This window comes from Cellulomonas persica (genome assembly GCF_007989825.1).
Taxonomy (GTDB): Bacteria; Actinomycetota; Actinomycetes; order Actinomycetales; family Cellulomonadaceae; genus Cellulomonas; species Cellulomonas persica.
In genome coordinates this window covers 203046-229423 of sequence record NZ_BJUA01000004.1, presented here as the reverse complement: position 1 = coordinate 229423, position 26378 = coordinate 203046, and the positions used below count along the sequence as shown (strand labels likewise).

Sequence of the window (26378 nt, the reverse complement as noted above, 5' to 3'; positions counted from 1 at the left end):
CGTCGGATCCAGGGTCTCACCGCGACCCCCACATGTAGTGGTCGGCGTCGCGGACGCTCACAAGATGTGGGAATTTCTATGCCCGTCGGTGGACCCGGCTCGGGACCAAGGTCCCGCCGGGACGGGCGCACGCAGGTGGCGCGCGCGCACTCGTCGCGAAGACACGGCGTGTCGCTCCACGAGGTTCACCCGGACGCCACGGCGTGTCGCTACCGGGCCCCATCGCGACGGCCGCGCCGCGGGGTCAGCGCACCCGCGGGAGCGCGAGTGCGAGGCGCACCACGTCGCCCGGGCGGACCTGTGCGAGCAGGTCCAGGTCCGACGACCGCACGACCGCGAGCACCGGGTAGCCACCCGTCACCGGGTGGTCCACGCCGAACACCACCGGGCGGCCGTCGGGCGGGACCTGCACCGCGCCCGGCACCAGCCCGATCGGGGCGAGCTCGCGTCCCTGCGCCCGGGGCGTCCGCAGGATCGGGGGTCCCTCCAGGCGTACCGCGACCCGGTCCGACGAGGGTGCGACGACGAACCCCTCGGGCGCGCACAGCACGCCGGGCCACCGCGGCTCGAACCAGTGCGCGTGCGGACCGGGTTCGACGCGCAGCACCGCGTCGTCGAGTGCCGGGTCGTCCGGCGGTGAGCCGTCGGGGAGCCGGTCGCCGCGAGGCGCGTGGGCGTCGCCGACCAGGAGCACGTCGCCCGCCGCGAGCGGGGCCGGACCGATCCCGCCGAGCCGGTCACCGGCACGCGACCCGAGCACGGGCGGCACGTCGATCCCGCCGCGCACGGCGACGTACGTCCGCAGGCCGCGCTCGGGCCGGCCGAGCACGAGCACGTTCCCGACACTCAGGCGCAGGGTCGTCGCGGCGCCCGTCTGGCGCGCTGCCCCGGGGCTCGGCTCGGCGCCGTCGACCGTGACGGCGACGCGCGCACCCGCGACGGCGACCTCCACCTCGGCGAGCGCCCGCAGCCGCAGCCCGCCCATCAGCACCTCGAGCGCGGCGGCGTCCTCGTCGTTCCCCACCGCCCGGTTCGCGGCACGCCACGCCCCGACGTCCGCCGCCCCCGAGCGCCCGACACCCACGTGCGCCCATCCGGGCCGTCCGGCGTCCTGGACGAGCGTGGTCAGCCCCGGGTCGAGCACCTCGACCGCGCGCGAAGACCCCGTCATCGCGCCACCTCGAACCGCACCCTCGTGCCGGGCGTCAGCAGCGCCGGCTCGTCGCGCGACACGTCGAACAGCCGGGTCGGGCACGTCCCGAGCAGCCGCCAGCCGCCCGGCGTCGAGGCCGGGTACACCGCTGTGAAGCGGTCCGCGACGGCGACCGACCCCGCGGGAACGCGCGGCCGCGGGGTCGCCAGGCGGGGGACGACGAGCGCCGGGTCGAGCCCGACGAGGTACGCGAAGCCCGGCATGAAGCCGCCGAACGCCACCGTGTAGGTGGCACCCACGTGGCGCGCGACCACCTCCTCGACGCTCAGCCCGGTGAGGGCCGCGACCTCGCGGAGGTCCGGTCCGTCGTAGGTCACGGGCAGCACGACGAGCGGGCGTTCGACCGCGGGCTCGTCGGCCGCGCCCGACGCGCGCTGCGCCACCTCCCGGACCCGGCGGGCCAGCGCGCGCAGGTCCGTCCCGGGCCGCACCCGCAGCAGCACCGTCTCGGCGGCCGGCACCTGGTCCTCGACCACCGACCAGAGCACACGTCCGTCGGCGGCGGCATCGCGCGTCACGCGCTCGTCGTCCTGCGCCCGCCGGGTCGGCGGCGCGCCCTCGTGCTCGGCCCGACGGGCCGCCGCCCGGGCGGCGCGCAGCGCGTCGTCGACACGGCGCACCGCCGCGAGGTCATCGAGCTCGACGAGCAGCGCCGCGTCGCCGAACCGCACGACCCGGACCCCCACCCGTGCCGGCTCACGGCCCGCGCGCTCCACGGCGGGTGCCGAGCGCTCGTCGTCGTGATGTGGCGTCACGCGTGCCGTCCCGTGTCCCGTCACGCGTCTGCGACGACACCGGACGCGAACGGCGCGAGCGGCACGCCGGCCCGCTCGAGCGCGGCGCGCACGTCCCGCGCGAGCAGCACCGCGCCCGGGGTGTCCGAGTGGACGCACATCGTCTCGACGTCGAGCCGGACGTCGCTGCCGTCGACCGCGCGCACCACGCCGTGCGTGGCGACGCGCACCACCCGAGCGGCGACCTCGGCGGGGTCCGTGACCAGCGCGCCGTCCTGCCCGCGCGGCACGAGCGTGCCGTCGGCGAGGTAGCCGCGGTCGGCGAACGCCTCGGCGACACCCCGCACGCCACGCCGCCGCGCCGCGTCGAGCACCGCCGACCCCGGCAGCCCCACCACGGGCAGGTCCCCCGTCGCGTCGAGCACCGCCGCCGCGTGCTGCTCGTGGTGCACCAGCGCGTTGTAGAGCGCGCCGTGCGGCTTCACGTACGACACCCGCGTACCGTGGGCGACCGCCGCGGCGACGACGAGCGCGAGCTGCGCGGCGACCTGCGCGCGCAGCTCGTCGGGCGGGACGTCGAGGAACCGGCGGCCGAAGTGCTCACGGTCCACGTACGACACGTGCGCCCCGAGCGCCACGCGCCGGTCGGCGGCGACCCGGGCGACCGCAGCCATCGTCCGCTCGTCGCCCGCGTGGCCACCGCACGCCAGGTTCGCGCTCGTCACCACCCCGAGCAGCGCCTCGTCGATGCCCACGACGCCCGGCTCCCACGCGTCGTAGCCTTCGCCCAGGTCGCAGTTCAGGTCCACGGCACCACCCTGCCACCGGGACCCTCGCCCCGGCCCACCGCACGGTCGCCGGGCACGGTCGCCGGGCACGGTCGCCGGGCACACCGGAGGGAGCACCATGCCGCACGAGAGCAGCACCGCGCAGATCCGGGACGCCGTCGCGCCAGACGTCGCCGGGATCTGCGCGTTCGGCGAGGCGCACGTGCGCGCGCACTACGCGCCCCTCATCGGCGACGAAGCCGCCGACGCGCAGGTGCGGCGCTGGTGGAACCGCGAGTACGTGACCTCGGCGGTCGAGGCGGGCACCGTCGTCGTCGCGGAGGCGTCCACGAGCATCGTCGGTGTCGCGCAGCGCGGTCGCGCCGGGGACGAGCACGTCGTCTACAAGCTCTACGTCGCCCCGGAGGCGCGCGGCACCGGGCTCGGACCGCGCCTGCTCGACGCCCTCGTGGCGCGCCTGCCCGCCGGGACGCCGCGCCTGCTCGTCGAGCACGTCGCCGCGAACACGCGCGCGGCGACGTTCTACGAGCGCGAGGGCTTCGAGGTGCTGCGCGTCGACCCGCACCCGACCGAGGACCCGGCACTCGCGACGGTGTGGCGCACGCGCGACCTGCGCCGCTGACCGCCCGCCGTCGGGCCCGTGGGGGCCGGCGACGGGCGGGTCGGCAAGCAGGTCCAGCGGACGGTTCAGCCGGTCACCGCGGCGGGGACCATGTCCCGTGCGACGAACTCGCGGAAGTCGCGCGCGTCGCGCCCGAGCACGTCTCGCACCCCGTCCGTGGGCCGCGAACCGCGTCCGTCGAGGATCTCGGTGAACAGGTAGCCGAGCAGGTCGACGAGGTCCCGCGGCAGGCCGGCGGCCGTCAGGCCCGCGGTGTACTCCTCGACGGGGACGCCCTGAAACCGCACCGGCTGCCCGGTCACGGCGGCGATCTCGCCCACCGCCTCGGCGAACGTCAACGCGCGCGGGCCGGTGAGCTCGAGCACCTGACCGGCGTGCGCGTCGGAGGTGAGCGCGACCGCGGCGACGTCGGCGACGTCCTCGAGGTCGACGAACGGCTCGGGCGCCGTCCCGTCGGGGAGCACGACGACGCCGTCCGCGATGCCCTGCGCGAGGAAGTTCTCGGTGAAGTTCTGCGCGAAGAACGCCGCGCGCACCACCGTGCGCGCCGGGTGGGCCTCGAGCACGAGCCGCTCGGCCCGCTCCGCCTCGGTCTCGCCACGGCCGGACAGCAGCACGAGCCGCTCGACGCCGAGCTCGTGCGCCAGTTCCGCGAGCCGGGCGACCGTCTCGGGCGCGCCGGGCATCGCGAGGTCCGGCGCGTACGCCACGTACACCGCGCCCGCGCCGTCGAGGACCGGGGCCCACGTCGTCGGCTCGGCCCAGTCGAAGCGGTGCGGTCCCCCGCGCGCCGCGGCGCGCACAGGCAGGTCGCGGGCCTGCAGCCGCTCGACGATGCGACGGCCGGTCTTGCCGGTCCCGCCGAGCACGGCGACGGGGCGGGCCCCCGGTCGGTTCTGGGTCATGGTGACTCTCCTCGCGGTCCTGTGGCCCCTGTGGCCACAACTCCGAGCAAACCGGGCGGCGGCGAGACGTTCCATGGTCGAGAGACGCATCTTCATACGCGACCGTCTCACCGCTAGGGTCCGGCCATGGACGTCGTCGGTGGGCTGCTCGACGGGCCGCGAGCGCGCGGCGCGTTCCTCCTGCGGGTGCATCTACGCGCTCCCTGGTCGCTCCGGCTCCAGGACGAGTCGCCGCTCACGCTCGTCCCGGTGCTGCGCGGGTCCGCGTGGATCGGCCCGCCGGCACCCACGGCCGACGACCCCGGCGAGCACCTGGGCCCCGGCGACGTGGCCGTGCTGCGGGGCGGAGGCGTGTACGTCGTCGCGGACTCCCCGACCACGGCACCGCAGATCGTCATCGGCCCCGAGCCGGACGTGTGTCGCCCGGTCGAGGGCGTCCCGTCGCGGATGCGCGAGCTCGGAGCACGCACGTGGGGCAACGACCTCGACGGCGAGACGGTCCTGCTCACGGGGACGTACCTGACGGACAGCGCCGTGGGCCGCCGGGTGCTGCGCACGCTGCCCGCCCGCTCGGTGGTGCGCCGCGGCGAGGTCGACCCCGTGCTCGTCGACCTGCTCGCCCGGGAGATCACCCAGGACCTGCCGGGCCAGGACGCCGCGGGCGATCGTCTGCTCGACCTCATCCTCCTGTCCTGCCTGCGCAGCCGGCTCGCGCACCCGGGGGCGCCCGGCTGGTACCGCGCGGGCGGCGACCCGGTGGTGGGGGCCGTGCTGCGGCGTGTCCACGACGACCCCGCGCACCCGTGGACGCTCGAGGGCCTGGCCCGTGAGGCCGGGTTGTCGCGCGCGGCGTTCGCTCGGCGGTTCACCGCGCTCGTCGGCGAGCCGCCCGTGACGTACCTGACCGGTTGGCGGCTCGACCTCGCGGCGGACCTGCTGCTCGACCCGGACGCGACGCTCGCGTCGGTCGCACGCGCCGTCGGCTACGGCTCGCCGTACGCGCTGAGCGCGGCGTTCACGCGCGTGCGCGGCGTCAGCCCGAGCGAGCACCGGCGCCGCGTCCTCGCCGGCGACTGCGGCACGACCCAGCTCGACCCTGTCGCCCTGTGATGTTCCCGATCCCGGTCGCCGGGTGAGGCTCCCCGGGTCCCTGGACCGCCGACCCGGTGAGGGTCGGCACCGCCGGACGACGGTCGCCGCGACGCGCGACGGTCACCCGGTGGCTGCGGCCGGAGCACCCTCGTGCGGGTGCGAGCATGGTCGTGTGGAGTCCGACGAGCTGCTCGACGTGCTGCTCGCCGGTGGACGACGAGCCGAGCGCGCGACCCACGTGCGCCACCTGCCCGCCCGCGAGGGCGTGCGCGAGCCGTGGCCGACGTGGGCCGACACCGACCTCGTGCGCGGGTACCGCGCGCTGGGCGTCGAGTCGCCGTGGCGCCACCAGGTGCAGGCCGCGCAGGCCGCCTGGTCCGGGCGGCACACCGTGCTGGCGACCTCGACCGGCTCGGGCAAGTCCCTCGCGTACTGGCTGCCCGCGCTGTCCGCCGTGCGGGGCCGGGCCGCCGAGGCGTCGCTCGACCCGGGGCGGATCGAGTCCGCCCGCCGCCGCGCGAGCGTCCTGTACCTGTGCCCGACCAAGGCGCTCGCGGCCGACCAGCTCTCCGCGCTCGAGCGCCTCCTGACCGCAGCCCAGGTGCGCGACGTCCGGGTGGCCACGTGCGACGGCGACACCTCGACCGACGAGCGCCGCTGGGTGCGGGACCACGCCGACGTGGTCCTGACCAACCCCGACTTCCTGCACTTCTCCTTCCTGCCGCAGCACGAGCGCTGGTCGCGTCTGCTCGCGTCGCTGCGGTACGTCGTGCTCGACGAGTGCCATGCGTTCCGCGGGGTGTTCGGCGCGCACGTCGCGCTGGTCCTGCGCCGGCTGCGCCGCCTCGCCGCGGCGTACGGCGCCTCGCCGACGTTCGTCCTGGCCTCCGCGACCACCGCCGACCCGGCAGCCAGCGCGGCGCGGCTGCTGGGCGTGGACCCGGACGAGGTCGAGGCCGTCAGCGACGACACCTCCCCCGCGGGCCGCAAGACCGTCGTGCTGTGGGAGCCGCCCGAGCTGCCCGGGTACGGCCCCGACGCGAGCACCCCGTGGGCCTCGCTCCTGCCCGACGAGGACCCGTGGGCCACCCCGGGCGAGCCCGAGACCCGGCCTCGTCGCACCGCGACCGCCGAGGTCGCGGACTTGCTGGCGGACCTCGTCGCGCACGGCGGTCGCACGCTCGCCTTCACGCGGTCGCGCCGGGCCGCGGAGTCGGTCGCGACCGCGACGCGCGAGCACGTCGGGCACGTGGACCCGTCGCTGCGCGGGGCGGTCCAGGCGTACCGCGGCGGGTACCTGCCGGAGGAACGGCGAGCGCTCGAGCAGGCGATCCGGTCCGGCTCGTTGCGCGCGCTGGCCACCACGAACGCGCTCGAGCTCGGCGTCGACATCTCGGGTCTCGACGCGGTGCTCATCGCGGGCTGGCCGGGCACGCGCGTGTCGTTCTGGCAGCAGGCGGGCCGTGCCGGGCGCGCGGGAGCCGACGGGCTCGTCGCTCTGGTCGCGCGCGAGGACCCGCTCGACACCTACCTCGTGCACCACCCCGAGGCGGTGCTCGACACCGCGGTCGAGGCCACCGCTTTCGACCCGACCAACCCGTACGTGCTGGCCCCGCACCTGTGCGCGGCAGCCGCCGAGCGGCCCGTGCGCGCCGAGGAGCTGCCCCTGTTCGGCGACCGCGCGCTGGCCGTGCTCGACGACCTCGTGGAGCACGGGGTGCTGCGCCGACGCTCGTCGGGCTGGTACTGGACGCACACCGAACCCGCCTCTCGACTGACGGACCTGCGCGGCGCGGGCGGCAACCCCGTGCGCGTGGTCGAGACCGACACCGGCCGCGTGCTCGGCACGGTCGACGCCGCAGCCGCCGACGCGACCCTGCACCCCGGAGCGGTCTACGTGCACCAGGGCGCGACGTTCGTCGTCGACGAGCTCCACCAGGCCGACGACGTCGCGCTCGCCACGCGCCGCGACGTGGACTTCGGGACGTGGGCCAAGTGGCTGACGACCACGGCGATCGTCGACGTGCACGACGAGCGGTCCTGGGGTCCCGTCGCGTGGTACCTCGGCACCGTCGACGTGACGTCGCAGGTGCTCGGCTTCCACCGCAAGCACCTGCCCGACCTGCGCGTGCTCGGCTACGAGGACCTCGACCTGCCGCCGCGCACGCTGCGCACGTCGTCGGTGTGGTGGACCGTCCCCGCCTCCGTGCTCGACGAGGCGGGCGTGACGCTCGAGGCGCTGCCGGGCGCGCTGCACGCCGCCGAGCACGCCTCCATCGGGCTGCTGCCCCTGCTCGCGACGTGCGACCGCTGGGACCTCGGCGGGCTGTCCACCGCGCTGCACCCGGACACCGGCGAGGCCACCGTCTTCGTGCACGACGCCCACCCGGGCGGCGCGGGCTTCGCCGAACGCGGGTTCCACCTGGGCGCGACGTGGCTCACCGCGACCCGCGACGCGATCGCGGGGTGCCGCTGTGCGACCGGCTGTCCCGCGTGCGTGCAGTCGCCCAAGTGCGGCAACGCCAACCACCCGCTCGACAAGGCGGCCGCCCTCCGCCTCCTCGACACGGTCCTGCGGCACGCGGCCACCTGAGCGTCGGTCGCCCACGTCACGGTCGCCGCGCTCGGACCCGAGGGTCCCGGCAACCGCTCGTCCGGGTGGGACGCGTGGAACGCTCGCCTCCGCGCTCGCGGCGGGGCGCTGCGAGCCCGCAGGCCGCGGACCGGCCCGTGCGTGTGCCCGCGCCGTGGCGCCGGGTGCCGGAGCGCCGACCGACACCTCGACGACCGACCCGCCGCTCACGACGCACGCGAGCAGCCGCGCGCCGTTGCGGTCCGCGACGCGGCCGGCGAGCGCGCACGCCGCCGCGTCGTCGTACCCGCGCTGCACGTGCGTCGCGGCGGCGAGCGCCGACAGGTCGGCCGCAGCCTGGGCTCGTCCGCGCGCCGCATGGGCCGCCGCGACCGTCGCCAGCCCGGCGGCGGTCAGCAGCGCGACGAGCACGACCGCGAGGAGCAGCGCCGTCCCGGCCCCGCGGTCGTCGTGCAGGTCGAGGCGCCGCGTCGGCGTCACGGCTCGACCCACGCGGTCGCGCGGCCGCTCACGGTGACCGCCTGGCCGATCCCGGCGACCGGGAGCGAGCCTGCGACGACGACCGTCACCCAGCCCTCGTCGTGCGTGACCGTGACGCTCGCGGCGTCACCCGCCACACGACGCGAGGCGTCGACCACGGCACCGTCGTCCTCACCGAGCGCCGCGAGGCGCGCACCCGTACGGGCCGCCTCGGCGCAGCGCTGCTGCACCACGCCCGCCGCGCCCGCACCGAGCACGACGAGCAGGAGCAGGACGACCGCGGGCAGGCCGACCGCGAGCTCCGCCGTCACCGACCCGCGGTCGGCCTGCCCGCGCCTCACAGGGACAACGCCTGCTTGATGATCCCGCCGAGCAGACCCTTGACCTCGTTGCCCTTGAGGATCACGACGAGCAGCCCGGCGAAGCCCACCGCGGCGAGCGTCGCGATCGCGTACTCGGCGGTGGCCATGCCGGCGTCGTGCGCGCCCCGCGTGACGCGACGGGCGACCCGCGCCGGCACCCACCCGCTCGACGGCCGCCGCGTACGCCACCGCCGGTAGCGTGCCGACGCCGACTCGGCGTGCTCCGCGTCCGTCGCTACCACCTCCCGTGCGAGCCCCGCGTCCTCCCGCGCGCACCCCGCCTCGTCCGCGGGGCGCGCCTGCAGTGCTGTGCCGCGCATCCGGCACCTCCTGTCCGCCGACCCGAGGTCGGCCCTGATGTGAGGGCACGCGACCCGTGCCCGCCCGACCGGTGCCGGGCCGGGCCAGCGTCGCGAGCTCGTCCGGGCCACGGGGCGGCCCGGTCGCGATCTGGGGGCGAGACCCGTGCCGACGTGACCTGGGGACGGTTCGGCGACGTGCCGACCTCACGGCAGCACCCCGTCGAGCAGTCCGGAGCCGAGGCCGAGCACGAGCGGGGCCAGCCCGAGCAGCGCGAACGCAGGCAGGAAGCACAGGCCCAGCGGCAGGACGAGATGCACTCCGAGCGCGGCCCCGGCGGACCGCGCCCGACGCCGCCGCTCCCGCCGGATCGCAGCCGACCGCGAGCGCAGCGCGGGTCCCGGTGCCGCTCCGGTCTGCCACGCGTCCGCGAGACAGTCCCGCACGTCGAGCGCCCCGTCCGGTGCGTCGGCCCACGCCGCGGACCACGACGCGCCGAGCACGAGCGCGGTCCCCGCCGCGTCGAGCGCGCGCCCCGCTTCCCCGCCCGCCGCACGGCCGACCGCGTGCAGCGCGCGGGGCAGTGCGGCCCCCGACGCGACCGCGGCGTCGAGCAGGTCGAGCAGCAGCACGCCGTCGATCTCGGTCGGCCGCAGCGCACGGCGAGCGCGCCGCGACGACGAGCGGGCACCTCCACCGCCGAGCACGGGCCGGACGGTCCACGGCCCGACCGCGAGGACGAGGGACAGGACGAGCGCGAGCTCCACGTCAGGACCGCGTCAGCCGGACGCGGCCGGGCACCGGGCGTCGCGACCACCTGCGCCCTCGCGGTGGCGCGCTCGCCCCCCGGGCGGCGCTCGCGAGCAGGTGCGCCGTCCAACGCCGTCCGACGACGAGCAGGAGCACGCCGAGCAGGCCCGCGGTCGTGCCGAGTCCGCCGCCGAGCAGGACGCCGACCGGGTCGGCGCCGAGCAACGTGCCGAGGGCGACGCCGAGCAGCGGCAACCATCCGAGCACGCGCGCGGTCGCCCGGGGCCCGGCCAGCGCCGCTTCGAGGTCGTCCCGCTCCGCGGCGTCCGCGGCGAGGGACTCGGTGACGCGTTCGAGCACCCCGACGAGCGGCGCCCCGAGCTCGTGCGCGGTCCGCGCCGCCACGACCACGGCGGTCGCCCGCTCGACGAGCCGCTGCCGCTCGCGCGCGGCGACCCCGCCCCGGCGTGCGCGCGCTCCGGTGCCGCGCGACCGTCCTGGCTGTCGGGGGCCGGGCCCTCTGCGCGCCGCTCCTCGTCGGCCGTCGCTCCTGCGCCCGCGCGACTGGCCACCGTCCGGACCGCAGGCCGCGACGAGCGCCTCGACGGCCGGCACATCACCGTCGAGCGGGACGCCGAGCGCGGTCTGCCACGCGTCGTGCGGCGCGCGTCCGGACCGCAGCTGCGCGGCGACCGCCACCAGCAGCCCGTCGAGGCCCCTGCCCGGGTGCGTCGACGGAGCGTCCTCGTCGAGGTGCGGCGCAGCCGCGGAGCGGACCGGGGGCCGGCCGGGCGGACCGCCGACCGCGAGCACCGCGAGGGCGACGGCGACGCCCACGGCGGCGCTCACGTCGCGGGCTCCAGACGTGCCGCGAGCCGTGCCCACCCGGGTCCGCGTGCGACCGCGCCGGACGGTCCGACCGCGACCGCCGTCACGGCCTCCAGACCGTCGCGCCCACGCTGCACGACCGCGATCTCGGCGAGCATCCGGCGCGTCCGGCCTGGACCCGACCGCCGCAGGTGCAGCACCGCGTCGAACGCGGCGGACGCCTGCGCGGCGGTCGCGTCGCGGCTCAGGCCCGCGAGAGCGGCGAGCGCCTCGAGCCGGGCGGGGACGTCGGCCGCCGTGTTGGCGTGCACGGTCGCGCACCCGCCGTCGTGCCCGGTGTTCAGCGCGGCCATGACCTCGCGGACCTCGGCGCCCCGGCACTCGCCGAGCACGATCCGGTCCGGTCGCATCCGTAGCGCCTGCCGCACGAGCTCGGCCAGGTCGACCCGGCCGACGCCCTCGACGTTCGCGCGGCGGGCCAGGAGCCGCACGACGTGCGGGTGGTCGGGCGCGAGCTCTCCGGCCTCCTCGATGACGACGATGCGCTCGTCGTGCCGTGCCCACGAGAGCAGCGCCGCCAGCAGAGTGGTCTTGCCCGCGCCGGTGGCGCCCGAGACCAGCAGGTTCGCGCGGGCGTCGACGAGCGCGCGCACGACACCGGCGAGCTCACGCGGAACCGTCCCGACCCGGACCAGCTCGTCCATCGACAGCGCGCGCGAGCGCACGACGCGCAGGCTCAGCAGCGCGCTCCCACCGGCGACGGGCGGCAGCACCGCGTGCAGGCGCGTGCCGTCGGGCAGGCGCGCGTCGACCGTCGGAGCACCGTCGTCGAGGCGCTGCCCGCCCGCAGCCGCCAGACGCACCGCGAGCGCGCGCACGTCCTGCTCGGAACCGAGGTCCACGTCCGTGCGGATCAGCCGCCCGTCGAGCTCGACCCACACGTCGCGCGGACCGTTGACGAGCACGTCGCTGACGCGAGGGTCGTCGAGGAACGGCTGCAGCGGACCGGCCCCGAAGATCGCCGCTCGCACGGCCTGCACCGTGGCCGGCAGCACCGCCGAGCCGAGCACCGCGCCGCGTTCGCGCGCGACGAGCTCGACCGCTGTCCCGAGCGCGCGCTCCCCCGCAGGCAGCTGCTGCACGCGCTCACGGACGGCATCGACGAAGTCCGCCGCGACGAGCACCGGCTCGACGGGAGCCGTGGCGACGACGCTCACCACGCGCCCTGCCGCAGCGCAGGCACGCCACCCGCCGCCACGGCCCCACCGTGCGCCAGGCCTGATCCCGCGGGCGGGTCGGTGCCGACGGCTCGCGCCACGCGCGCGGCGGCCCGGGCGACCGCTCCGGTCAGCGGCACGCCACCCCGCTCGGTCGCCGCCGCTGTGCGCCGGTCGACGCCCATCCGCGCGAGGACCGGCAGGTCGACCGCGTGCGAGAGCTCGTCGGCGCTCAGCCCGCCGGGCGAAGGCCCGCACGCGACGAGCCCCACGAGCGCGCCGTGCCCGACGAGCCGGTCGCGCATCGCGAGCACCCCGGCGACGGTGCGCAGGTCCCGCGGCGCGAGCACGACGATCGCGTCGCACGCCGCGGCGACGGACTCCCCCGTCACGACACCGGCGCGCTCGAGGTCCACGACGACGACCCCGCACGCGCAGGCGAGCGCATGCAGCACGTCGGCGACGACACCGGGCTCCGGGAACGTCGGACGCCGCCGGTCGGCGCTGAGCACCGCGCACGGGCCCCAGCGTGGCAGCAGCGCGAGCACCTGTGCGCCGTCGACGTCGCCGCGCGCCGACGTCAGGTCGGGCCAGCGCACGCCGTCCGAGTCCTCGAGCGCGAGCAGCACGTCGATGCCCGCTCCGCACCGGTCGAGGTCGACGAGGGCCGTCGCCGTGCGCCGGGCGAACCGTGCTGCGAGCGCGGCCGCGAACGTCGACGCCCCCGCTCCGCCCCGGCCACCCACGACACCGATCACGCGAGCACCCGGCCGAGCGGACGCGGTCGGGGACGCCACCGCTGGCCCCGCCAGCGGCCAGCGGTCGCTCGCCTGCCACTCCCCGGTCTGCCGTTCGGCCTGCCAGTCCTCGAGCTCGCCCGATGCCCTCACGCGCCGCCTCCTCTCGTCGTCCCACCCGCCCGCTCGTCGCCCCGTGGTGGGGCCGCTCGGCTCTCTCGATGCCCCGGCTGACCGGCCGCTCCCGGTGCCCGGGCGGACCCGTCAGCCCGACCGCGGACCGCCACGCCGACCTGCACAGGACCCGGGCGCGGGCACCCGGCCGGCCCACCGACCGTGCCGGAGCAGCGGGCCCGACGAGCGCGGCGGACGGCGGTCTGGGGATACGGGGGTTGGGGCCCAGGGCTGGGGTCGGGTCGCGTCCCGCGCAAGCGCGAGCAGGCGGCGGCACGAGACCGGCGCACAGCGCGGTGACCTGTGTGCGGTGTCACAGGAGGTCGCTACGCTCGCGGGGTGCCTCGCCAGGCACGCCACGCCTCACCGCGACCGGGCACGCCCGACCAGGGAAGGAGCGCACGGATGGCCGACGAGCACGCCTCGAGCAGCCCCGCGCACCCGCCCGCGCGCGCAGCGGCGTTCTTCGACCTCGACAAGACGATCATCGCGACGTCGTCGGCCACGGCGTTCTCGCGCGGCTTCCTCGCCGAGGGCCTGCTCACGCGTCGCAACGTGCTGCGCACCGCGGTCGCGCAGTTCCTGTACCTCGTCGGCGGCGCCGATGCCGCACAGACCGAGCGGCTGCGCGCGAACCTCTCGCGCACGGTGACGGGGTGGCCCGTGTCGCAGGTGTCGCAGATCGTCGCCGAGACGCTGCACGAGGCGATCGACCCGACCGTCTACGCCGAGGCCGTCGCGCTGATCGCGGAGCACCACGAGGCGGGCCGCGACGTGGTGATCGTCTCGGCGTCGGGCAGCGAGATCGTCGAGCCGATCGCCGCGATCCTGGGTGCCGACCACGTGGTCGCGACGCGCATGCAGGTGCTCGACGGCAGGTACACGGGCGACATCGACTTCTACGCGTACGGCGAGAACAAGGCCCAGGCGATCCGCGAGCTCGCGGCCGAGCGCGGTTACGACCTCGAGGCGAGCTACGCGTACTCGGACTCGATCACCGACGCGCCCATGCTCGGGGTCGTGGGCCACGGGTTCGCGGTGAACCCGGACCGGGCGCTGCGCCGGCTGGCCGTCGAGAACGGGTGGGGCGTGCTCGCGTTCCGACGCCCGGTGCCGCTGTTCGACTTCGACCGCGAGGCGCGGGTCGCAAGCGCGCTGGTCGTCGCCGCGATGGTCGCCGGGGGCGTCGCGTGGTGGGTGTGGCACCGTCGTCGAGCGCGCGCGAGCTGACGTCCGGCCGTCTCACCAGCGGTCTCGCCGACGCATCCGTCCGCGGCCTCGACGCACGTCCGGACTGCGGACATGCGTCCCACCTTGTGATCGCGCCCGGTATGCGACCTGCGACGACGCGCGCAGCCCTTTCCGAACCCGTCGGATGGGGGTATCAACGGATCTACAACTGCAGAGCCGGAGGGCACCCACGCGCAGGTGTAGCCCACCTTCGGGCGGGTCGACCGGGCTGGTCCCGTTGCGACCAAGAAGATGCACGCTTGATCACCCTCCGGCGGCAGACGACGACGGCGTCCCACGGGGCGCCGTCGTTCGTGCGCCCCAACGCATCAGCCGCCGCCAAGTCGTCAGCACCAGGCGAAGTCGTCAACGCCAAGTGAAGTCGTCATCGTCAACTCACGACCTCGCGTGTTCCTGACGACCGGCGAGTGCGTGCCGACCCGACGACCCGCGGGTGCCGGCGCGGTGCACCGCGCCCGGGAGTCGTGAGCACCAGGGTGAAGTCGTCGGCACGGGGCGAAGTCGTCAACGTCATGTCACGACCACGAGTGGATCTGACGACCTCGCAGGGGGTCCGCGCGGCGGGCGGCCAGCGGTCGGCGCGGCGCGCGCCCCGGTCAGCGGGGCCGTGCTGGGGTGGTCAGGAGAGGGAGCCGGCGAGCACCGCGTCGGCGACCGTGCGGGCGGCCGCCGCGCCGGCGACGACCGCCGACGCGTACGACGTGAACCACGCCGCGACCCGTTCCGGCTCACCGGTCGAGTAGCCCGCGACCCCCGCGACGTAGGGCTGTGGAGCGTCGGCCCACGTGAGCTCGGGGAGCACCGAACCGGTCGGGTCGAGCCCGCCGGAGGTCGCGAGCACGCGGGCGACGAGCCGCGCGACGAGCCCGTTGCCCGCGACGAACGGCCGCACGGCCAGCACCTCAGCGTGCACGAGCGCGGCGACGACGAGCGCGGGCGCGTTCGTCGTGGCGACGGTGCGGGCGAGCAGGTCGATGCGTGCGGCGACCTCGCGGCCCGTGGGTGCGGGGCCGAGCCCCCGCTGGTCGAGCGCGGGCTCGTCGGTGCGCAGCCGCCCGAGCGCGTCGACGGGGAGCCACCCCGCACCGACGACGGTGTGCGCGCGGGCGAGGAGCTGCGGCAGCGGGGGCAGCGCCGCACGCTGCTGCGACCCGAGGTCGGGCACGAGCGACTCGACGAGCGAGGCCCCCCGCAGCGCCCCGACCAGCACCGCCTCCGCATCGACCGCCGGCACGCCGGCCGCGGACCCGCCTCGCGCAACGGTCGGCCCAGCACCGTCGTCGGCCGGACGTGGGGCAGCACCGGCCGCGGGCCAGCTCGTCGTCCCGGTCGCCAGCGACCGCACGAGGTCGAGCGGGAGGCGCGCCCCCTCCAGCGCTGCGCTCGCGTGCGCGGCGCGCAGCCCGGCCTCGGCTCGGACCTCGCGCCAGCGCCTGCGGTACGCCTCGTGCCAGCGCAGCTCGTCGCACGCCGCGCGCGCCCGCTCGACGGCGTCGGCCGTCACCTCGACCCACCCGGTCAGCGCGTCCTGCGTCACCCGGCGACGGTACCCGCGCGCGCGGGTACGCGGACGCCGCAGCAGAGCGCGCCACGACGCCCACGAGGCGACGACGCCCCAGCACACCGCGACGCCGTGCGCCGAGCGCTCGCGGAACCGGGGCGGCACACTGGCGGCATGGCCGGGCCGAGCGTGTCGTCGTCCATCACCGTCCGCCTGCACGTCGCGGCCCGCCCGACCGCGGTGAGCGAGCTGACCACCGCGATCGAGCAGGAGGGCGGCATCGTCACGGCACTGGACGTGACCGCGTCCGGGCACGAGCAGATGCAGGTCGACGTCACGTGCGCGACCCTCGGCGAGGAGCACGCCGCGCGGATCGTCGACGCGCTCGACGGGCTGGACGGCGTGCGCGTCGACCGGGTGAGCGACCGCACGTTCCTCATGCACCTGGGCGGCAAGCTCGAGATCACCTCGAAGGTCCCGCTGCGCAACCGGGACGACCTGTCGATGGCGTACACGCCCGGTGTGGCGCGCGTGAGCGAGGCGATCGCGGCGCGCCCGGAGGATGCCCGGCGGTTGACGATCAAGCGCAACACGATCGCGGTCGTCACGGACGGCACGGCGGTGCTCGGCCTGGGCGACGTGGGGCCGCTCGCGGCGCTGCCGGTCATGGAGGGCAAGGCGGTGCTGTTCAAGCGGTTCGCGGACATCGACGCGTTCCCGATCGCGCTGGACACCACGGACGTCGACCAGATCGTCGAGACGGTGTGCGCGATCGCTCCGGTGTTCGCGGGCATCAACCTGGAGGACATCAGCGCGCCGCGGTGCTTCGAGGTCGAGCGGCGGCTGCGCGAGCGCCTCGACATCCCGGTGTTCCACGACGACCAGCACGGCACGGCGATCGTCGTGGTGGCGGCGCTGACGAACGCGCTGCAGGTGGTGGGCAAGCGCATCGAGGACGTGAGGATCGTGCTGTCGGGTGCCGGCGCGGCGGGCACGGCGGTGCTGCGGCTGCTGCTCGCGGCCGGTGCGCACGACGTCGTCGTCGCGGACATCGACGGTGTGGTCCACCCGGACCGGCCGGGCCTGACCGAGGCGCTGCGGTGGACGGCGTCGGTGACGAACCCGCGCGGCGTGACCGGGTCGATCCCGCAGGCGCTCGTGGGGGCGGACGTGTTCATCGGCGTCTCGGCGCCGGACGTCATCACGGGCCGCGACGTCTCGCGCATGGCCGACGACGCGATCGTGTTCGCGCTCGCCAACCCGCGTCCCGAGGTCGATCCCGACGACGCCGCGCAGTACGCCGCGGTCGTCGGCACGGGCCGCTCGGACTTCGCGAACCAGATCAACAACGTGCTCGCGTTCCCGGGCGTGTTCCGCGGGCTGCTCGACGCGCAGAGCCACCGCATCACCGACGCGATGCTCCTCGCGGCCGCCGGCGCCCTGGCCGCGGTGGTCCGCCCCGACGAGCTCAACCCGACCTACATCGTCCCGAGCGTCTTCAACCCGGAGGTCACGACGCGCGTCGCGGCCGCGGTGGCGCACGCCGCCCGCGAGCACGGCTGACCCTCACCGGGTGGAGCGGCCACACCTGACCTGACCAAACCCACCCCGTGCGCATCGTTCCGCGTGCATGCTGACGATGATGACGGGCAACAGGGGGAGCAGGGGTCGGGTCGGCGTGCGGCTGGCCGCAGGGGCCGTGGTGGGGCTGGCGGTGGTCGGCGGCATCGCGGTGGCGACGGCCCGGCCGTCGCGGACTGACGGGGTGCCCGCAGCTGTGGCGGCGTGGTTCACCGACGAGGGTGCCGGCCACGTCGACGCCGGGCTCGTCCCGGTGGTCGACGGTGACACCGTCGTGACGTTCGGGCCGGTCGTGCCACATGTCGTCGTCGGCCTGCCCGGGTACGACCTGGGCGACGACACGGTCACCGGTTCCACCGACTACGCGAGCACGGCCGAGCTCAGCGGCGAGTGGTGCGCCCAGGTCGTCGCGGACGGCGTGGCGCAGGACGCCGTCCTGTGCGCGGTCGAATCGGGCGGCGGGGCGACGTTCACCGGGCTGACCCAGGTCGATCTGGTGCCGTCCGGGCGCGAGCTGCCGAGCCGGCTCCTGCACTGGCAGGGCGGGTGGTTCGGCGTCACGCCCGACGAGGTCGCGGCGCTCGACGAGCGAGCGCTGGTGGATGTGCCGACGCCCGTGGGCTATGAGGAGTTCGTCACGGCAGCGGCCCGGCGCGCCGCCGAGTACGCGCTGGTCCTGGACGACTCGAGCGGCGGCACCGGTCCGTCGCTGTTCTCGCCCGACGAGGCCGAGCTCGCCGCGTGGGAGCTCCAGGTCCAGCAGGCTCGGGACGCGAGCGGCGGGCTGCACGCCTGGGCGTGGTGGCTGATCGGCGGGGTCGTGGTCGTCGGCGGCGTGGCCGGGGCGAGCGTGGTCAGCGGAAGGCGCCGCGCACGTACTGGGGCTGGTAGCCCGTCGTCGTGACGGCCTCCAGCGGCACGGACGCGGACGGCTCGGGCGAGGCGGGCAGCTCGCCGAGCCGCACGCCGAGGTGGTGCGCCGCGCGCAGCGGCCACGACGGGTCGCGCAGCGCACCGCGTCCGACGAGCACGGCGTCGGCGGAGCCGTCGGCGAGCACCTGCTCCGCGAGCGCCGGGTCGTCGAGCAGGCCGACCGCCGCCACGGGCAGCCCCGAGACCTCACGGACCCGCCGGGCGAACGGCACCTGGTAGCCGGGCTCGACGGGGATGGCCGCGAGCGCGTTGCCGCCGGTCGAGACGTCGACGAGGTCCACACCGTGCCCGACGAGCAGGCGCACCACGTGCGCGACGTCGTCGACGCTCAGCCCGTCCGGGGTCCAGTCGGTCGCGGACACGCGCACGAGGAGCGGGCGGTCGTCGGGCCAGGCGGCGCGCACCGCGTCGACGGTCTCGACGAGCAGGCGCGCCCGGTTCTCGAGCGACCCGCCGTAGGCGTCGGTGCGCTCGTTGGACAGCGGCGACAGGAACTGGTGCAGCAGGTAGCCGTGCGCGGCGTGCACCTCGACCACGTCGAAGCCCGCGTCGAGCGAGCGGCGCGCGGCGGCCGCGAACGCCTCGGGGATCGCGGCGACCTCGTCGGCCGACAGCGCGGCCGGCGCCGCGAGCTCGGGGAACGCGATCGGCGACGGGCCGCGCGTCGTCCAGCCGCCGTCGTGGGACGGCACCGAGCCGGACGACGACGAGAACGGCCGGTACACCGACGCCTTGCGCCCCGCGTGCGCGAGCTGCACGCCGATCCGGGTGCCGCGCGCGTGCACGAAGTCCGTGACGCGCCGCCACTCGACCGCGTGCTCGTCGGACCACAGCCCGGCGTCCTGCGGCGAGATCCGCCCCTCGGGAACCACCGCGGTCGCCTCGGTGAGCAGCAGGCCGAACCCGCCCGACGCGCGTGCGCCGAGGTGCACGAGGTGCCAGTCGTCGACGAACCCGTCGACCGACGAGTACTGGCACATGGGCGCGAGCCACGCACGGTTGGTGAACGTCGTGCCACGCAGGGTCAGGGGCGAGAACAGATGCGTCACGCGCGCGAATCTACGTCCCCGAGCACGTCTGGCCCGCCCGCGCAGCCTTTCGTCCCACGAAACGGATAAGCGTCCACGCGAGCATGGCGGGGTGCTGAGCATCGAGGAAGCGGTCGAGACCCAGGTCGAGAACGCGCACCACAAGGTCGAGCTGTTGTCGACCCCCTGGCTGTTCCTGGTGCGCACCATGCTGGCCGGTGCGTACATCGGCATCGGCGTGGTCATCATGGTCGAGGCGGGCGGCCCGCTCGTCGCCGCCGCGAACCCGTTCGCGCCGCTCGTGCAGGGCATGGTGTTCGGCGTCGCGCTCACGATCGTGGTGATCGGCGGCGGTGAGCTCGCGACGTCCGCGATGATGATGCTCACGCAGGGCGCGATGCGCCGTCGCATCACGTGGGCCCGCGGGGGCCTCACACTGCTCGCCGTCCTCGGCGGCAACCTCGTCGGCGCGTTCCTGTTCGCGGTGCTCGTCCACCTCTCGGGCGTCACCGCGCCGGGCACCGCCGCGGGCGACCAGATCGCGCGCATGATCGAGCACAAGGCGCACGAGACGAACGTGCAGCTGTTCGTGCGCGGGATCCTGTGCAACCTGCTGGTCTGCCTCGGCGTGTGGTGCGCGACCAAGCTGCGTGACGAGGCCGCGAAGATCATGGCGATCTTCGCGTGCGTCATGGTCTTCATCACCTCGGGCTTCGAGCACGTCGTGGCGAACATGACGACGATGTCGCTCGGCGTGATCGGCGGGCTCCCCGAGGCGACCGTGCTCGAGTTCGCACGCAACATGCTCTTCGTCGGCCTCGGGAACACGGTCGGCGGTGCTCTGCTCGTCGGCGCCGCGTACGCCTACCGTGCGACGCCGCGGGTCGGCGAGCCCGCCGTGGCCCCGGCCGCCGTGGTCGCGCCGAGCGTCGGACCGTCCGACGAGGCCGCGGCTCCCGTCGCGCCGCAGCCGACCGACCAGAACGACACGCCCCGCGCAGCGCGCGCAGGACGAGGTGAACCCGCCGTACGGTGAGCGGGACGGCGGTGCAGCCGGCACCGCCCGCACTGCGGGGAGGCGCCCGATGAGCACGTCCGAACCTCCCCCGGACACCGGACGGCACGCCGTCGTCCGGCCGGAGCCGGTCCCTCCCCCGCCTGCACGCACGAGCGCGCGTCCCGCCGCGCCCTCGCCGGTCACGGGACCCGCCGCGGCACCGCCGCAGGGCGCCGGACCGACGACGCCGCTCGACGGCACGCGCGTCGTGCCCGCCGTCGCGCCCGCCGTCGACCCCGCGGCGCCTGCCGCGCCCGCACCCGCTGCGACCGCACCGGCTGCGCCCGCACCTGCCGCGACCGCACCGTCGGCCCCGACCGGCGACGACGCGCTGTTCCCCGAGCCGAACGCGCCCCGCACCACGGCCGTCGGCACGCACGTGCTGGGCGCGCTCGTCGGGCTCGTGCTGGCCCCGCTCGCGCTGGCCGTGCTGCTGCTCGGGCAGTCGCGCATCCTCGCGGTGCAAGTCATCGGCTGGGACGACACGGTCGACTGGTCGGGCGTGGTGCTCGTCGCCCTCGGGCTGCTCGCGCTCGGGTGGGTCGCGGTGCTCGCGGTCTGGACGCCCGCGGCGCCGCTCACGGGCGGCGCCGTGCTCACCGTCCTGGGCGTGGTCGCCCTGGTCACGCCGCACGTCGTGCGCACGCAGGTGCTGCGCGTCGTCGGCGACAGCAGCTGGCGTTCGACGGCGCTCGAGGTCACGGTCGCGGGCACCTCCGGGACGCTCCTCGTGGCGGGGGTCCTGCTGCTGCTCGCGGGCGTCGCGGCGCACGCCGCGCACCGCCGCGGGCTGGTCCTCGGCGCGTTCCGCGAGCGTCACCGCTGACGCCACCGGCCTGCTCAGCCCGCGGCCGGCCCGCGGAACCGACCGATACCCGCCCACGGCGGGGCGCATCGGGCCGCGCGGTCGCTAGAGTCTGAGTTCACGGGGGACCTAGGTCCCCCGCCTGCACCGATGTCGCTGCACCTGGAGGCCTGCGTGTCCGACCCGACCGCCGGCGGCCTGGAGAACCTGCTCTCCGAGGACCGCCGCTTCCCGCCGTCCGCCGAGTTCGTCGCGCAGGCGAACGCCACCGCCGACCTGTACGCGTGGGCCAACGCCGACCGCCCCGCGTTCTGGGCGGAGCAGGCGCGCGAGCTGATCTCCTGGAGCACACCGTTCGAGCAGACCCTCGACTGGTCGCAGGCGCCCGTGGCCCGGTGGTTCGCGGACGGGACGCTCAACGCGGCGTACAACGCGGTGGACCGGCACGTCGAGGCGGGCCGGGGCGACCGGGTCGCGCTGCACTTCGAGGGCGAGGCCGGCGACACCCGCACGATCACGTACGCGGACCTGCAGCGCGAGGTCTCGAAGACGGCGAACGCGCTCGCGTCGCTCGGCGTCGGCACGGGCGACCGGGTCGCGATCTACCTGCCGCTCATCCCGGAGGCGGTGTTCACGATGCTCGCGTGCGCGCGGATCGGTGCGCCGCACTCGGTGGTGTTCGGCGGTTTCTCCGCCGAGGCGCTGCACAGCCGCATCCTCGACGCCGAGGCGAAGGTCGTCGTCACCGCTGACGGCGGGTTCCGCCGCGGCGCGCCGTCCGCGCTCAAGCCCGCGGTCGACGAGGCGCTCGACAAGGGCGCGCCGTCCGTGCAGCACGTGCTCGTCGTGCAGCGCACGCAGCAGGAGGTGAGCTGGACCGAGGGCCGTGACGTGTGGTGGTCCGACGTGGTCGACCCCGCGTCCGACCAGCACACGCCGGTCGACGTCGAGGCCGAGCACCCGCTGTTCATCCTCTACACGTCCGGGACCACCGGGAAGCCGAAGGGCATCTTCCACACCACCGGCGGCTACCTCACGCAGGCCGCGTACACGCACCTCAACGTCTTCGACCTCAAGCCCGAGACGGACGTCTACTGGTGCACGGCCGACATCGGCTGGATCACGGGCCACACGTACGTCGTCTACGGGCCGCTCGTGAACGGCGCGACGCAGGTCATCTACGAGGGCACGCCGGACACCCCGCACCGCGGCCGGTGGTGGGAGATCATCGCGAAGTACGGCGTGACGATCCTCTACACCGCGCCCACCGCCATCCGCACGTGCATGAAGTGGGGCGAGGAGATCCCGGCGCAGTTCGACCTGTCGAGCCTGCGCGTGCTCGGCTCGGTCGGTGAGCCCATCAACCCCGAGGCGTGGATGTGGTACCGCCGCGTCATCGGCGGCGACAAGGCCCCGATCGTCGACACGTGGTGGCAGACCGAGACCGGCGCGATCATGATCAGCCCGCTGCCGGGCGTCACGGAGACCAAGCCGGGCTCGGCTCAGGTCCCGCTGCCGGGCGTCGCCGCCGACGTCGTCGACGACGAGGCGCACTCCGTCCCGAACGGCTCGGGCGGCTACCTCGTGCTCACCGAGCCGTGGCCGGCGATGCTGCGCGGCATCTGGGGCGACCAGCAGCGCTACAAGGACACCTACTGGTCGCGGTTCCAGAACCTGTACTTCGCGGGCGACGGCGCCAAGAAGGACGACGACGGTGACATCTGGCTGCTGGGCCGGGTCGACGACGTCATGAACGTGTCCGGGCACCGCCTGTCGACCACGGAGATCGAGTCCGCCCTGGTCTCCCACCCGTGGGTCGCCGAGGCGGCGGTGGTCGGCGCGAACGACGAGACGACCGGCCAGGCCGTGGTCGCGTTCGTGATCCTGCGGGGTGACGCAGGCGCGAGCCAGACCCCGGCCGACGAGGTGCAGGCGGAGCTGCGCAACCACGTCGCCAAGGAGATCGGCCCGATCGCCAAGCCGCGTCAGGTGCTCGTCGTGCAGGAGCTGCCCAAGACCCGCTCGGGCAAGATCATGCGCCGCCTGCTGCGGGATGTCGCCGAGCACCGGCAGGTCGGTGATGCGACCACGCTCGCCGACTCGTCCGTCATGGACCTCATCGCGCAGGGTCTGTCGACTCCGCAGTCGGACTGACCCTGCCCCGCCGCCCTCCCTGCGGGGCGGCGCGCGGACGCGGCCCGGGATGTGCACCCGTCCCGGGCCGCGTTCGCCGCGTCCGGACGCCTGCGGACCTGCCGCCTAAACGTTGAGCGGAACGCCCGCGCGAGCGCTGCGCTGCTTGAGTGGCGACGGGACCGCATCCGGGCGGTCCCGTCCACCGCACGCCACGACGACGTGGCGTCGAGACACGCGGGCCGTCCGCCCCGGCCCCGGCTCGCAGGAGGAGTGTGTCCATGAGGTCTCGATCCCTGCACGCCGGCGCCGCAGCGGCCGTCCTGGTCGCCGCGCTCGGTGCGAGCGCCCTGGCGACGTCCGCGCACGCGGCGACCCCGCCCGGCCTGCACGTCTCCGGCACCCGGCTCGCGGAGCAGGACGGCACGCCGTTCGTCGCCCGCGGGGTGAGCCACGCGCACACCTGGTACCCCTCGCAGACCGCGGCGGCCATCCCCGCGATCCGGGCCGCGGGCGCCAACGCGCTGCGCGTCGTCCTGTCGGGCGGTGACCGGTGGACCAGGAACGACGCCGCCGACGTCGCGCGCGTCATCAGCCTGTGCAAGGCGAACGAGCTGATCTGCATGCTCGAGAACCACGACACGACCGGCTACGGCGAGCAGAGCGGCGCGGTGACGCTCGAGGAGGCCGCCGACTACTGGGTGAGCATCGCCTCGGCGCTGCAGGGCCAGGAGGACTACGTCCAGATCAACATCGGCAACGAGCCGTACGGCAACAACGCCACCGCGAACGCCGGCTGGACGGCGGACACGATCGCCGCGATCCGCACCCTGCGCGACGCGGGCCTGCACCACAACATCGTCGTCGACGCGCCGTCGTGGGGTCAGGACTGGGCGGGCATCATGCGTGACAACGCCCAGACGGTGGCCGCGGCCGACCCGGACCGCAACGTCCTGTTCTCCGTCCACATGTACGGCGTCTACAAGGACGCGGCGACGATCAGGACGTACCTCGACACGTTCGAGGCCAAGGGTCTGCCGCTCGTGATCGGCGAGTTCGGCAACATGCACTCCGACGGCGACCCCGACGAGGACACGATCATGTCCGAGGCGGTCGCGCGCGGGATCGGCTACTACGGCTGGTCGTGGTCGGGCAACGGCGGCGGCGTCGAGTACCTCGACATGGTGACCGGCTTCGACCCCGCGCAGAAGAGCACGTGGGGCACTCGGATCTTCGACGGCGCGAACGGCATCAAGGCGACTGCTGTCACCGCGAGCGTCTTCGGCGCACAGCCGACGCCGACCCCCACCGCAACGCCCACGCCCACGCCCACAGCGACCCCCACGCCGACTCCGACTCCCACCCCCACGCCGACGCCCGGCCCGACCGGTACCTGCGTGGCGTCGTTCAGGCTGGTCGGCAGCTGGCCGGGCGGGTTCCAGGGCTCGGTGACCGTCACGGCGGGCACGACCGCGATCTCGTCGTGGCGCACGACGTTCGCGCTGCCCGGCGCGAGCGTCCAGCAGGGGTGGAGCGGCACGTTCAGCGGGACGAGCGCCGTGACCGTGACCAACGCGCCGTGGAACGGCTCGCTCGCGCCGGGCCAGACCGCGGAGTACGGCTTCATCGGCTCCGGCGCCGCACCGACGGTCGCACCTCCCGTGACCTGCTCCTGAGCCGTCGCGGCAGGGGCGAGCCCGCCGGGGCGTCGTGCGTCAGCGCAGCTCGAGGTGCTCGAGCAGCTCGCGCACGGCGTCCCGGCCCGCCCGGTTGGCGCCGATCGTGGACGCCGACGGTCCGTACCCGACGAGATGGAGGCGAGGGTCGGCCGCGACCCGCGTGCCGTCCATGACGACCCCGCCGCGCGCGCTGCGCAGCCGCAGCGGCGCCAGGTGGTCGAGCGCGGGCCGGTAGCCCGTCGCCCACACGATCGTGTGCGCCTCGACGTGCGCGTCGCCGGCGACCCACGCACCGAGCACCGGCGACACGCCGTCGCGGGCGTCGACCGGCTCTGCGTCGGTCGGCTCCGCGTCGACCGGCTCTGCGTCGACCGGCGGCGCGGCGACCGGCGGCGGCACCGGGTCGTCCCAGACGACGCCGTCGGCGACGATCCGGCTGAACGGCGGGCGCGCGCGCAGCACGCCGGACGCGATGCCCGCGCGGTAGGCGTCGGTGAGCGGCAGGCCGGTGACGGACACGATCGACCCCGGCGGCAGGCCCGCGCGGGTCCGCTCGGCGACCAGCGCGACCGCGGCCCGCCCGAGCTCGGGGGTGAGCTGGCCGTCGCGCCACGCGGGCGGGCGGCGCGTCACCCACGTCGTCGTCGTGACGTCCGCGAGCGCGAGCAGCAGCTGCACGGCCGACGTCCCGCCACCCACGACGACGACGTGCCCGTCCGCGAGCTCGGCGGGGTCGCTGACGTCGCGCGAGTGCACCTGCCGGCCGCGGAACGCCGCGCGGCCCGGGTAGGTCGGCCAGAACGGCTTGCGCCACGTTCCCGTCGCGTTGACGAGCCCCCGCGCGCGCCACACGACCGTCTCGCCGCTCGGCACGCCGCTGTCGTCGACCAGCCGCGACGTGACCCGCAGGCGCCGGCCGCCCCGCGCGCGGCCGTCGTCGTCGGGGTCCTCCTCGACGCGCGTGACCGTCACGGGACGCTGCACGTGCAGCCCGAACGCCTCCTCGTACTGCGCGAAGTAGTACGGCACGGCCTTCGAGGCGCTCTCGGTCTCGTCAGGCACGAGCAGCGGCATGCCTGGCAGGTCGTGCACGCCGTGCGCGTCGGCGACGCGCATCGCGGGCGGACGGTGCTGCCACGCCCCGCCCGGCTCGGGCGCGTCGTCGAGCACGACGAACGTCGCGGCCGCGTCCTGCCAGCCGCGATCGCCGACGGGCACGAGACCCGCGCGGTGCAGGTGGAACGCGGTCGACAATCCGGCCTGCCCGGCGCCGATCACGACGACGTCGACGTCGACCACCTCGGGGTTCGTCGCGCCGGTCGGCGCGGGCTCCGCCGTGGCACGCGCTCGCCGGGCGCGACGCCCGCGGGCAGGTGCGGGCTCGGCCGGCGCCTCGGGCCGCGCGGCACCGACGGGTGCAGCGACGACTGACGCGGTCGCGACTGGCGCGGTCACGGCCGGCGCGGTCGGGACCGGTGCGGCGGCCCCGGGCACGTCGGTGCCCGCGGTCTCGGGCGAGGGCTCCTCGGCGGCCCGCGGTGCGACGGCGACCTCGGTCGCTGCCGCAGCGGCCGCTGCGGCGGCCTCGCGCAGGGCCCGTCGGGTCACCCGGCGC

General features: G+C 75.9%; 23 protein-coding genes and 1 pseudogene. 10 read left to right on the top strand and 14 right to left on the bottom strand.

The window, feature by feature from the left end; genetic code table 11:
* Positions 1-244: 244 nt before the first annotated feature.
* Genes CPE01_RS05865 through CPE01_RS05855 form a run of 3 tightly spaced genes read right to left on the bottom strand, consistent with a single transcriptional unit; the run spans position 245 to position 2756 of the window.
* Positions 245-1171, bottom strand: coding sequence for a 5-oxoprolinase subunit C family protein (locus tag CPE01_RS05865; RefSeq protein WP_146805698.1), 927 nt, complete (start codon positions 1169-1171; stop codon positions 245-247).
* Positions 1168-1968, bottom strand: a complete 801-nt coding sequence (locus tag CPE01_RS05860; protein WP_246783767.1) for a 5-oxoprolinase subunit B family protein — start codon at positions 1966-1968, stop codon at positions 1168-1170. Before CPE01_RS05860 ends, CPE01_RS05865 begins: the two co-directional genes overlap by 4 nt.
* Before the next feature lie 20 nt (positions 1969-1988).
* Positions 1989-2756: a LamB/YcsF family protein gene (locus tag CPE01_RS05855; protein ID WP_246783766.1), complete on the bottom strand. Its 768-nt coding sequence runs from the start codon at positions 2754-2756 to the stop codon at positions 1989-1991.
* 97 nt (positions 2757-2853) lie between these two features.
* On the opposite strand from CPE01_RS05855, the gene CPE01_RS05850 reads away from it, so the two are divergent.
* On the top strand, positions 2854-3357 hold the full coding sequence (locus CPE01_RS05850; RefSeq protein ID WP_146805696.1) for a GNAT family N-acetyltransferase: 504 nt from the start codon (positions 2854-2856) through the stop codon (positions 3355-3357).
* A gap of 65 nt (positions 3358-3422) precedes the next feature.
* On the opposite strand, the gene CPE01_RS05845 is transcribed toward CPE01_RS05850, so the two are convergent.
* A complete protein-coding gene (locus CPE01_RS05845) occupies positions 3423-4262 on the bottom strand; it encodes a Rossmann-fold NAD(P)-binding domain-containing protein (RefSeq protein WP_146805695.1) in 840 nt (279 codons plus the stop codon).
* 126 nt (positions 4263-4388) lie between these two features.
* Here CPE01_RS05845 and CPE01_RS05840 point away from each other — a divergent pair, with 126 nt between their 5' ends.
* Positions 4389-5372, top strand: a complete 984-nt coding sequence (locus CPE01_RS05840) for an AraC family transcriptional regulator (protein ID WP_146805694.1) — start codon at positions 4389-4391, stop codon at positions 5370-5372.
* A 154-nt stretch (positions 5373-5526) separates the two neighbouring features.
* On the top strand, positions 5527-7947 hold the full coding sequence (locus CPE01_RS05835) for a DEAD/DEAH box helicase (RefSeq protein ID WP_146805693.1): 2421 nt from the start codon (positions 5527-5529) through the stop codon (positions 7945-7947).
* A 138-nt stretch (positions 7948-8085) separates the two neighbouring features.
* On the opposite strand, the pseudogene CPE01_RS05830 reads toward CPE01_RS05835, so the two are convergent.
* From CPE01_RS05830 to ssd, 7 genes and pseudogenes are all read right to left on the bottom strand, one after another.
* Positions 8086-8427: pseudogene (locus tag CPE01_RS05830) on the bottom strand (Rv3654c family TadE-like protein); the annotation flags it as partial.
* Positions 8424-8768, bottom strand: coding sequence for a TadE family type IV pilus minor pilin (locus CPE01_RS05825; protein ID WP_146805692.1), 345 nt, complete (start codon positions 8766-8768; stop codon positions 8424-8426). The gene CPE01_RS05825 and the pseudogene CPE01_RS05830, both read right to left, overlap by 4 nt.
* The gene (locus tag CPE01_RS05820) at positions 8765-9109 is read right to left on the bottom strand and encodes a DUF4244 domain-containing protein (RefSeq protein ID WP_146805691.1); all 345 of its coding nucleotides are present in this window, start codon (positions 9107-9109) and stop codon (positions 8765-8767) included. Before CPE01_RS05820 ends, CPE01_RS05825 begins: the two co-directional genes overlap by 4 nt.
* A 186-nt stretch (positions 9110-9295) precedes the next feature.
* Positions 9296-9856, bottom strand: a complete 561-nt coding sequence (locus CPE01_RS05815; RefSeq protein WP_146805690.1) for a type II secretion system F family protein — start codon at positions 9854-9856, stop codon at positions 9296-9298.
* 1 nt (position 9857) lies between these two features.
* Positions 9858-10688, bottom strand: a complete 831-nt coding sequence (locus CPE01_RS05810; protein WP_186811421.1) for a type II secretion system F family protein — start codon at positions 10686-10688, stop codon at positions 9858-9860.
* Positions 10685-11884, bottom strand: coding sequence for a TadA family conjugal transfer-associated ATPase (locus CPE01_RS05805; protein WP_281285103.1), 1200 nt, complete (start codon positions 11882-11884; stop codon positions 10685-10687). The genes CPE01_RS05810 and CPE01_RS05805 overlap by 4 nt, the downstream gene beginning before the upstream one ends.
* Positions 11881-12774, bottom strand: a complete 894-nt coding sequence (gene ssd, locus CPE01_RS05800; protein ID WP_246783765.1) for a septum site-determining protein Ssd — start codon at positions 12772-12774, stop codon at positions 11881-11883. Before ssd ends, CPE01_RS05805 begins: the two co-directional genes overlap by 4 nt.
* 426 nt (positions 12775-13200) lie before the next feature.
* Here ssd and CPE01_RS05795 point away from each other — a divergent pair, with 426 nt between their 5' ends.
* A complete protein-coding gene (locus tag CPE01_RS05795) occupies positions 13201-14025 on the top strand; it encodes an HAD family hydrolase (RefSeq protein ID WP_146805689.1) in 825 nt (274 codons plus the stop codon).
* 640 nt (positions 14026-14665) lie between these two features.
* On the opposite strand, the gene CPE01_RS05790 is transcribed toward CPE01_RS05795, so the two are convergent.
* Positions 14666-15583 (bottom strand): Fic family protein, encoded by a 918-nt coding sequence (locus tag CPE01_RS05790; RefSeq protein ID WP_246783764.1) that lies wholly within the window; start codon positions 15581-15583, stop codon positions 14666-14668.
* Positions 15584-15721: 138 nt separating this feature from the next.
* Between CPE01_RS05790 and CPE01_RS05785 the strand changes: the two genes are divergently transcribed.
* Together CPE01_RS05785 and CPE01_RS05780 are read left to right on the top strand one after the other, a co-directional pair.
* Positions 15722-17110: an NAD-dependent malic enzyme gene (locus tag CPE01_RS05785; RefSeq protein WP_146805688.1), complete on the top strand. Its 1389-nt coding sequence runs from the start codon at positions 15722-15724 to the stop codon at positions 17108-17110.
* A gap of 67 nt (positions 17111-17177) precedes the next feature.
* Entirely contained in the window at positions 17178-18032 is an 855-nt protein-coding gene (locus CPE01_RS05780) for a hypothetical protein (protein WP_146805687.1), read from the top strand.
* On the opposite strand, the gene CPE01_RS05775 is transcribed toward CPE01_RS05780, so the two are convergent.
* Positions 17983-19110 carry an NADH:flavin oxidoreductase/NADH oxidase gene (locus tag CPE01_RS05775; RefSeq protein WP_222592872.1) on the bottom strand — a complete coding sequence of 376 codons (1128 nt, stop codon included), beginning with the start codon at positions 19108-19110 and terminating at the stop codon, positions 17983-17985. The genes CPE01_RS05780 and CPE01_RS05775 overlap by 50 nt on opposite strands.
* A gap of 91 nt (positions 19111-19201) precedes the next feature.
* Between CPE01_RS05775 and CPE01_RS05770 the strand changes: the two genes are divergently transcribed.
* The 4 genes from CPE01_RS05770 to CPE01_RS05755 all read left to right on the top strand — a co-directional run bounded on the left by CPE01_RS05770 (position 19202) and on the right by CPE01_RS05755 (position 24760).
* A complete protein-coding gene (locus CPE01_RS05770; RefSeq protein WP_146805685.1) occupies positions 19202-20125 on the top strand; it encodes a formate/nitrite transporter family protein in 924 nt (307 codons plus the stop codon).
* Positions 20126-20174: 49 nt separating this feature from the next.
* A complete protein-coding gene (locus CPE01_RS05765) occupies positions 20175-20972 on the top strand; it encodes a hypothetical protein (RefSeq protein WP_146805684.1) in 798 nt (265 codons plus the stop codon).
* Between the two features lie 129 nt (positions 20973-21101).
* A complete protein-coding gene (gene acs / locus CPE01_RS05760; RefSeq protein WP_146805683.1) occupies positions 21102-23105 on the top strand; it encodes an acetate--CoA ligase in 2004 nt (667 codons plus the stop codon).
* Positions 23106-23365: 260 nt separating this feature from the next.
* Complete coding sequence (locus CPE01_RS05755; protein WP_146805682.1) at positions 23366-24760, top strand: cellulase family glycosylhydrolase; 1395 nt, start codon at positions 23366-23368, stop codon at positions 24758-24760.
* Between the two features lie 39 nt (positions 24761-24799).
* Here CPE01_RS05755 and CPE01_RS05750 read toward each other — a convergent pair whose 3' ends face one another.
* Entirely contained in the window at positions 24800-26062 is a 1263-nt protein-coding gene (locus tag CPE01_RS05750) for an NAD(P)-binding domain-containing protein (protein ID WP_146805745.1), read from the bottom strand.
* Positions 26063-26378: the final 316 nt, after the last annotated feature.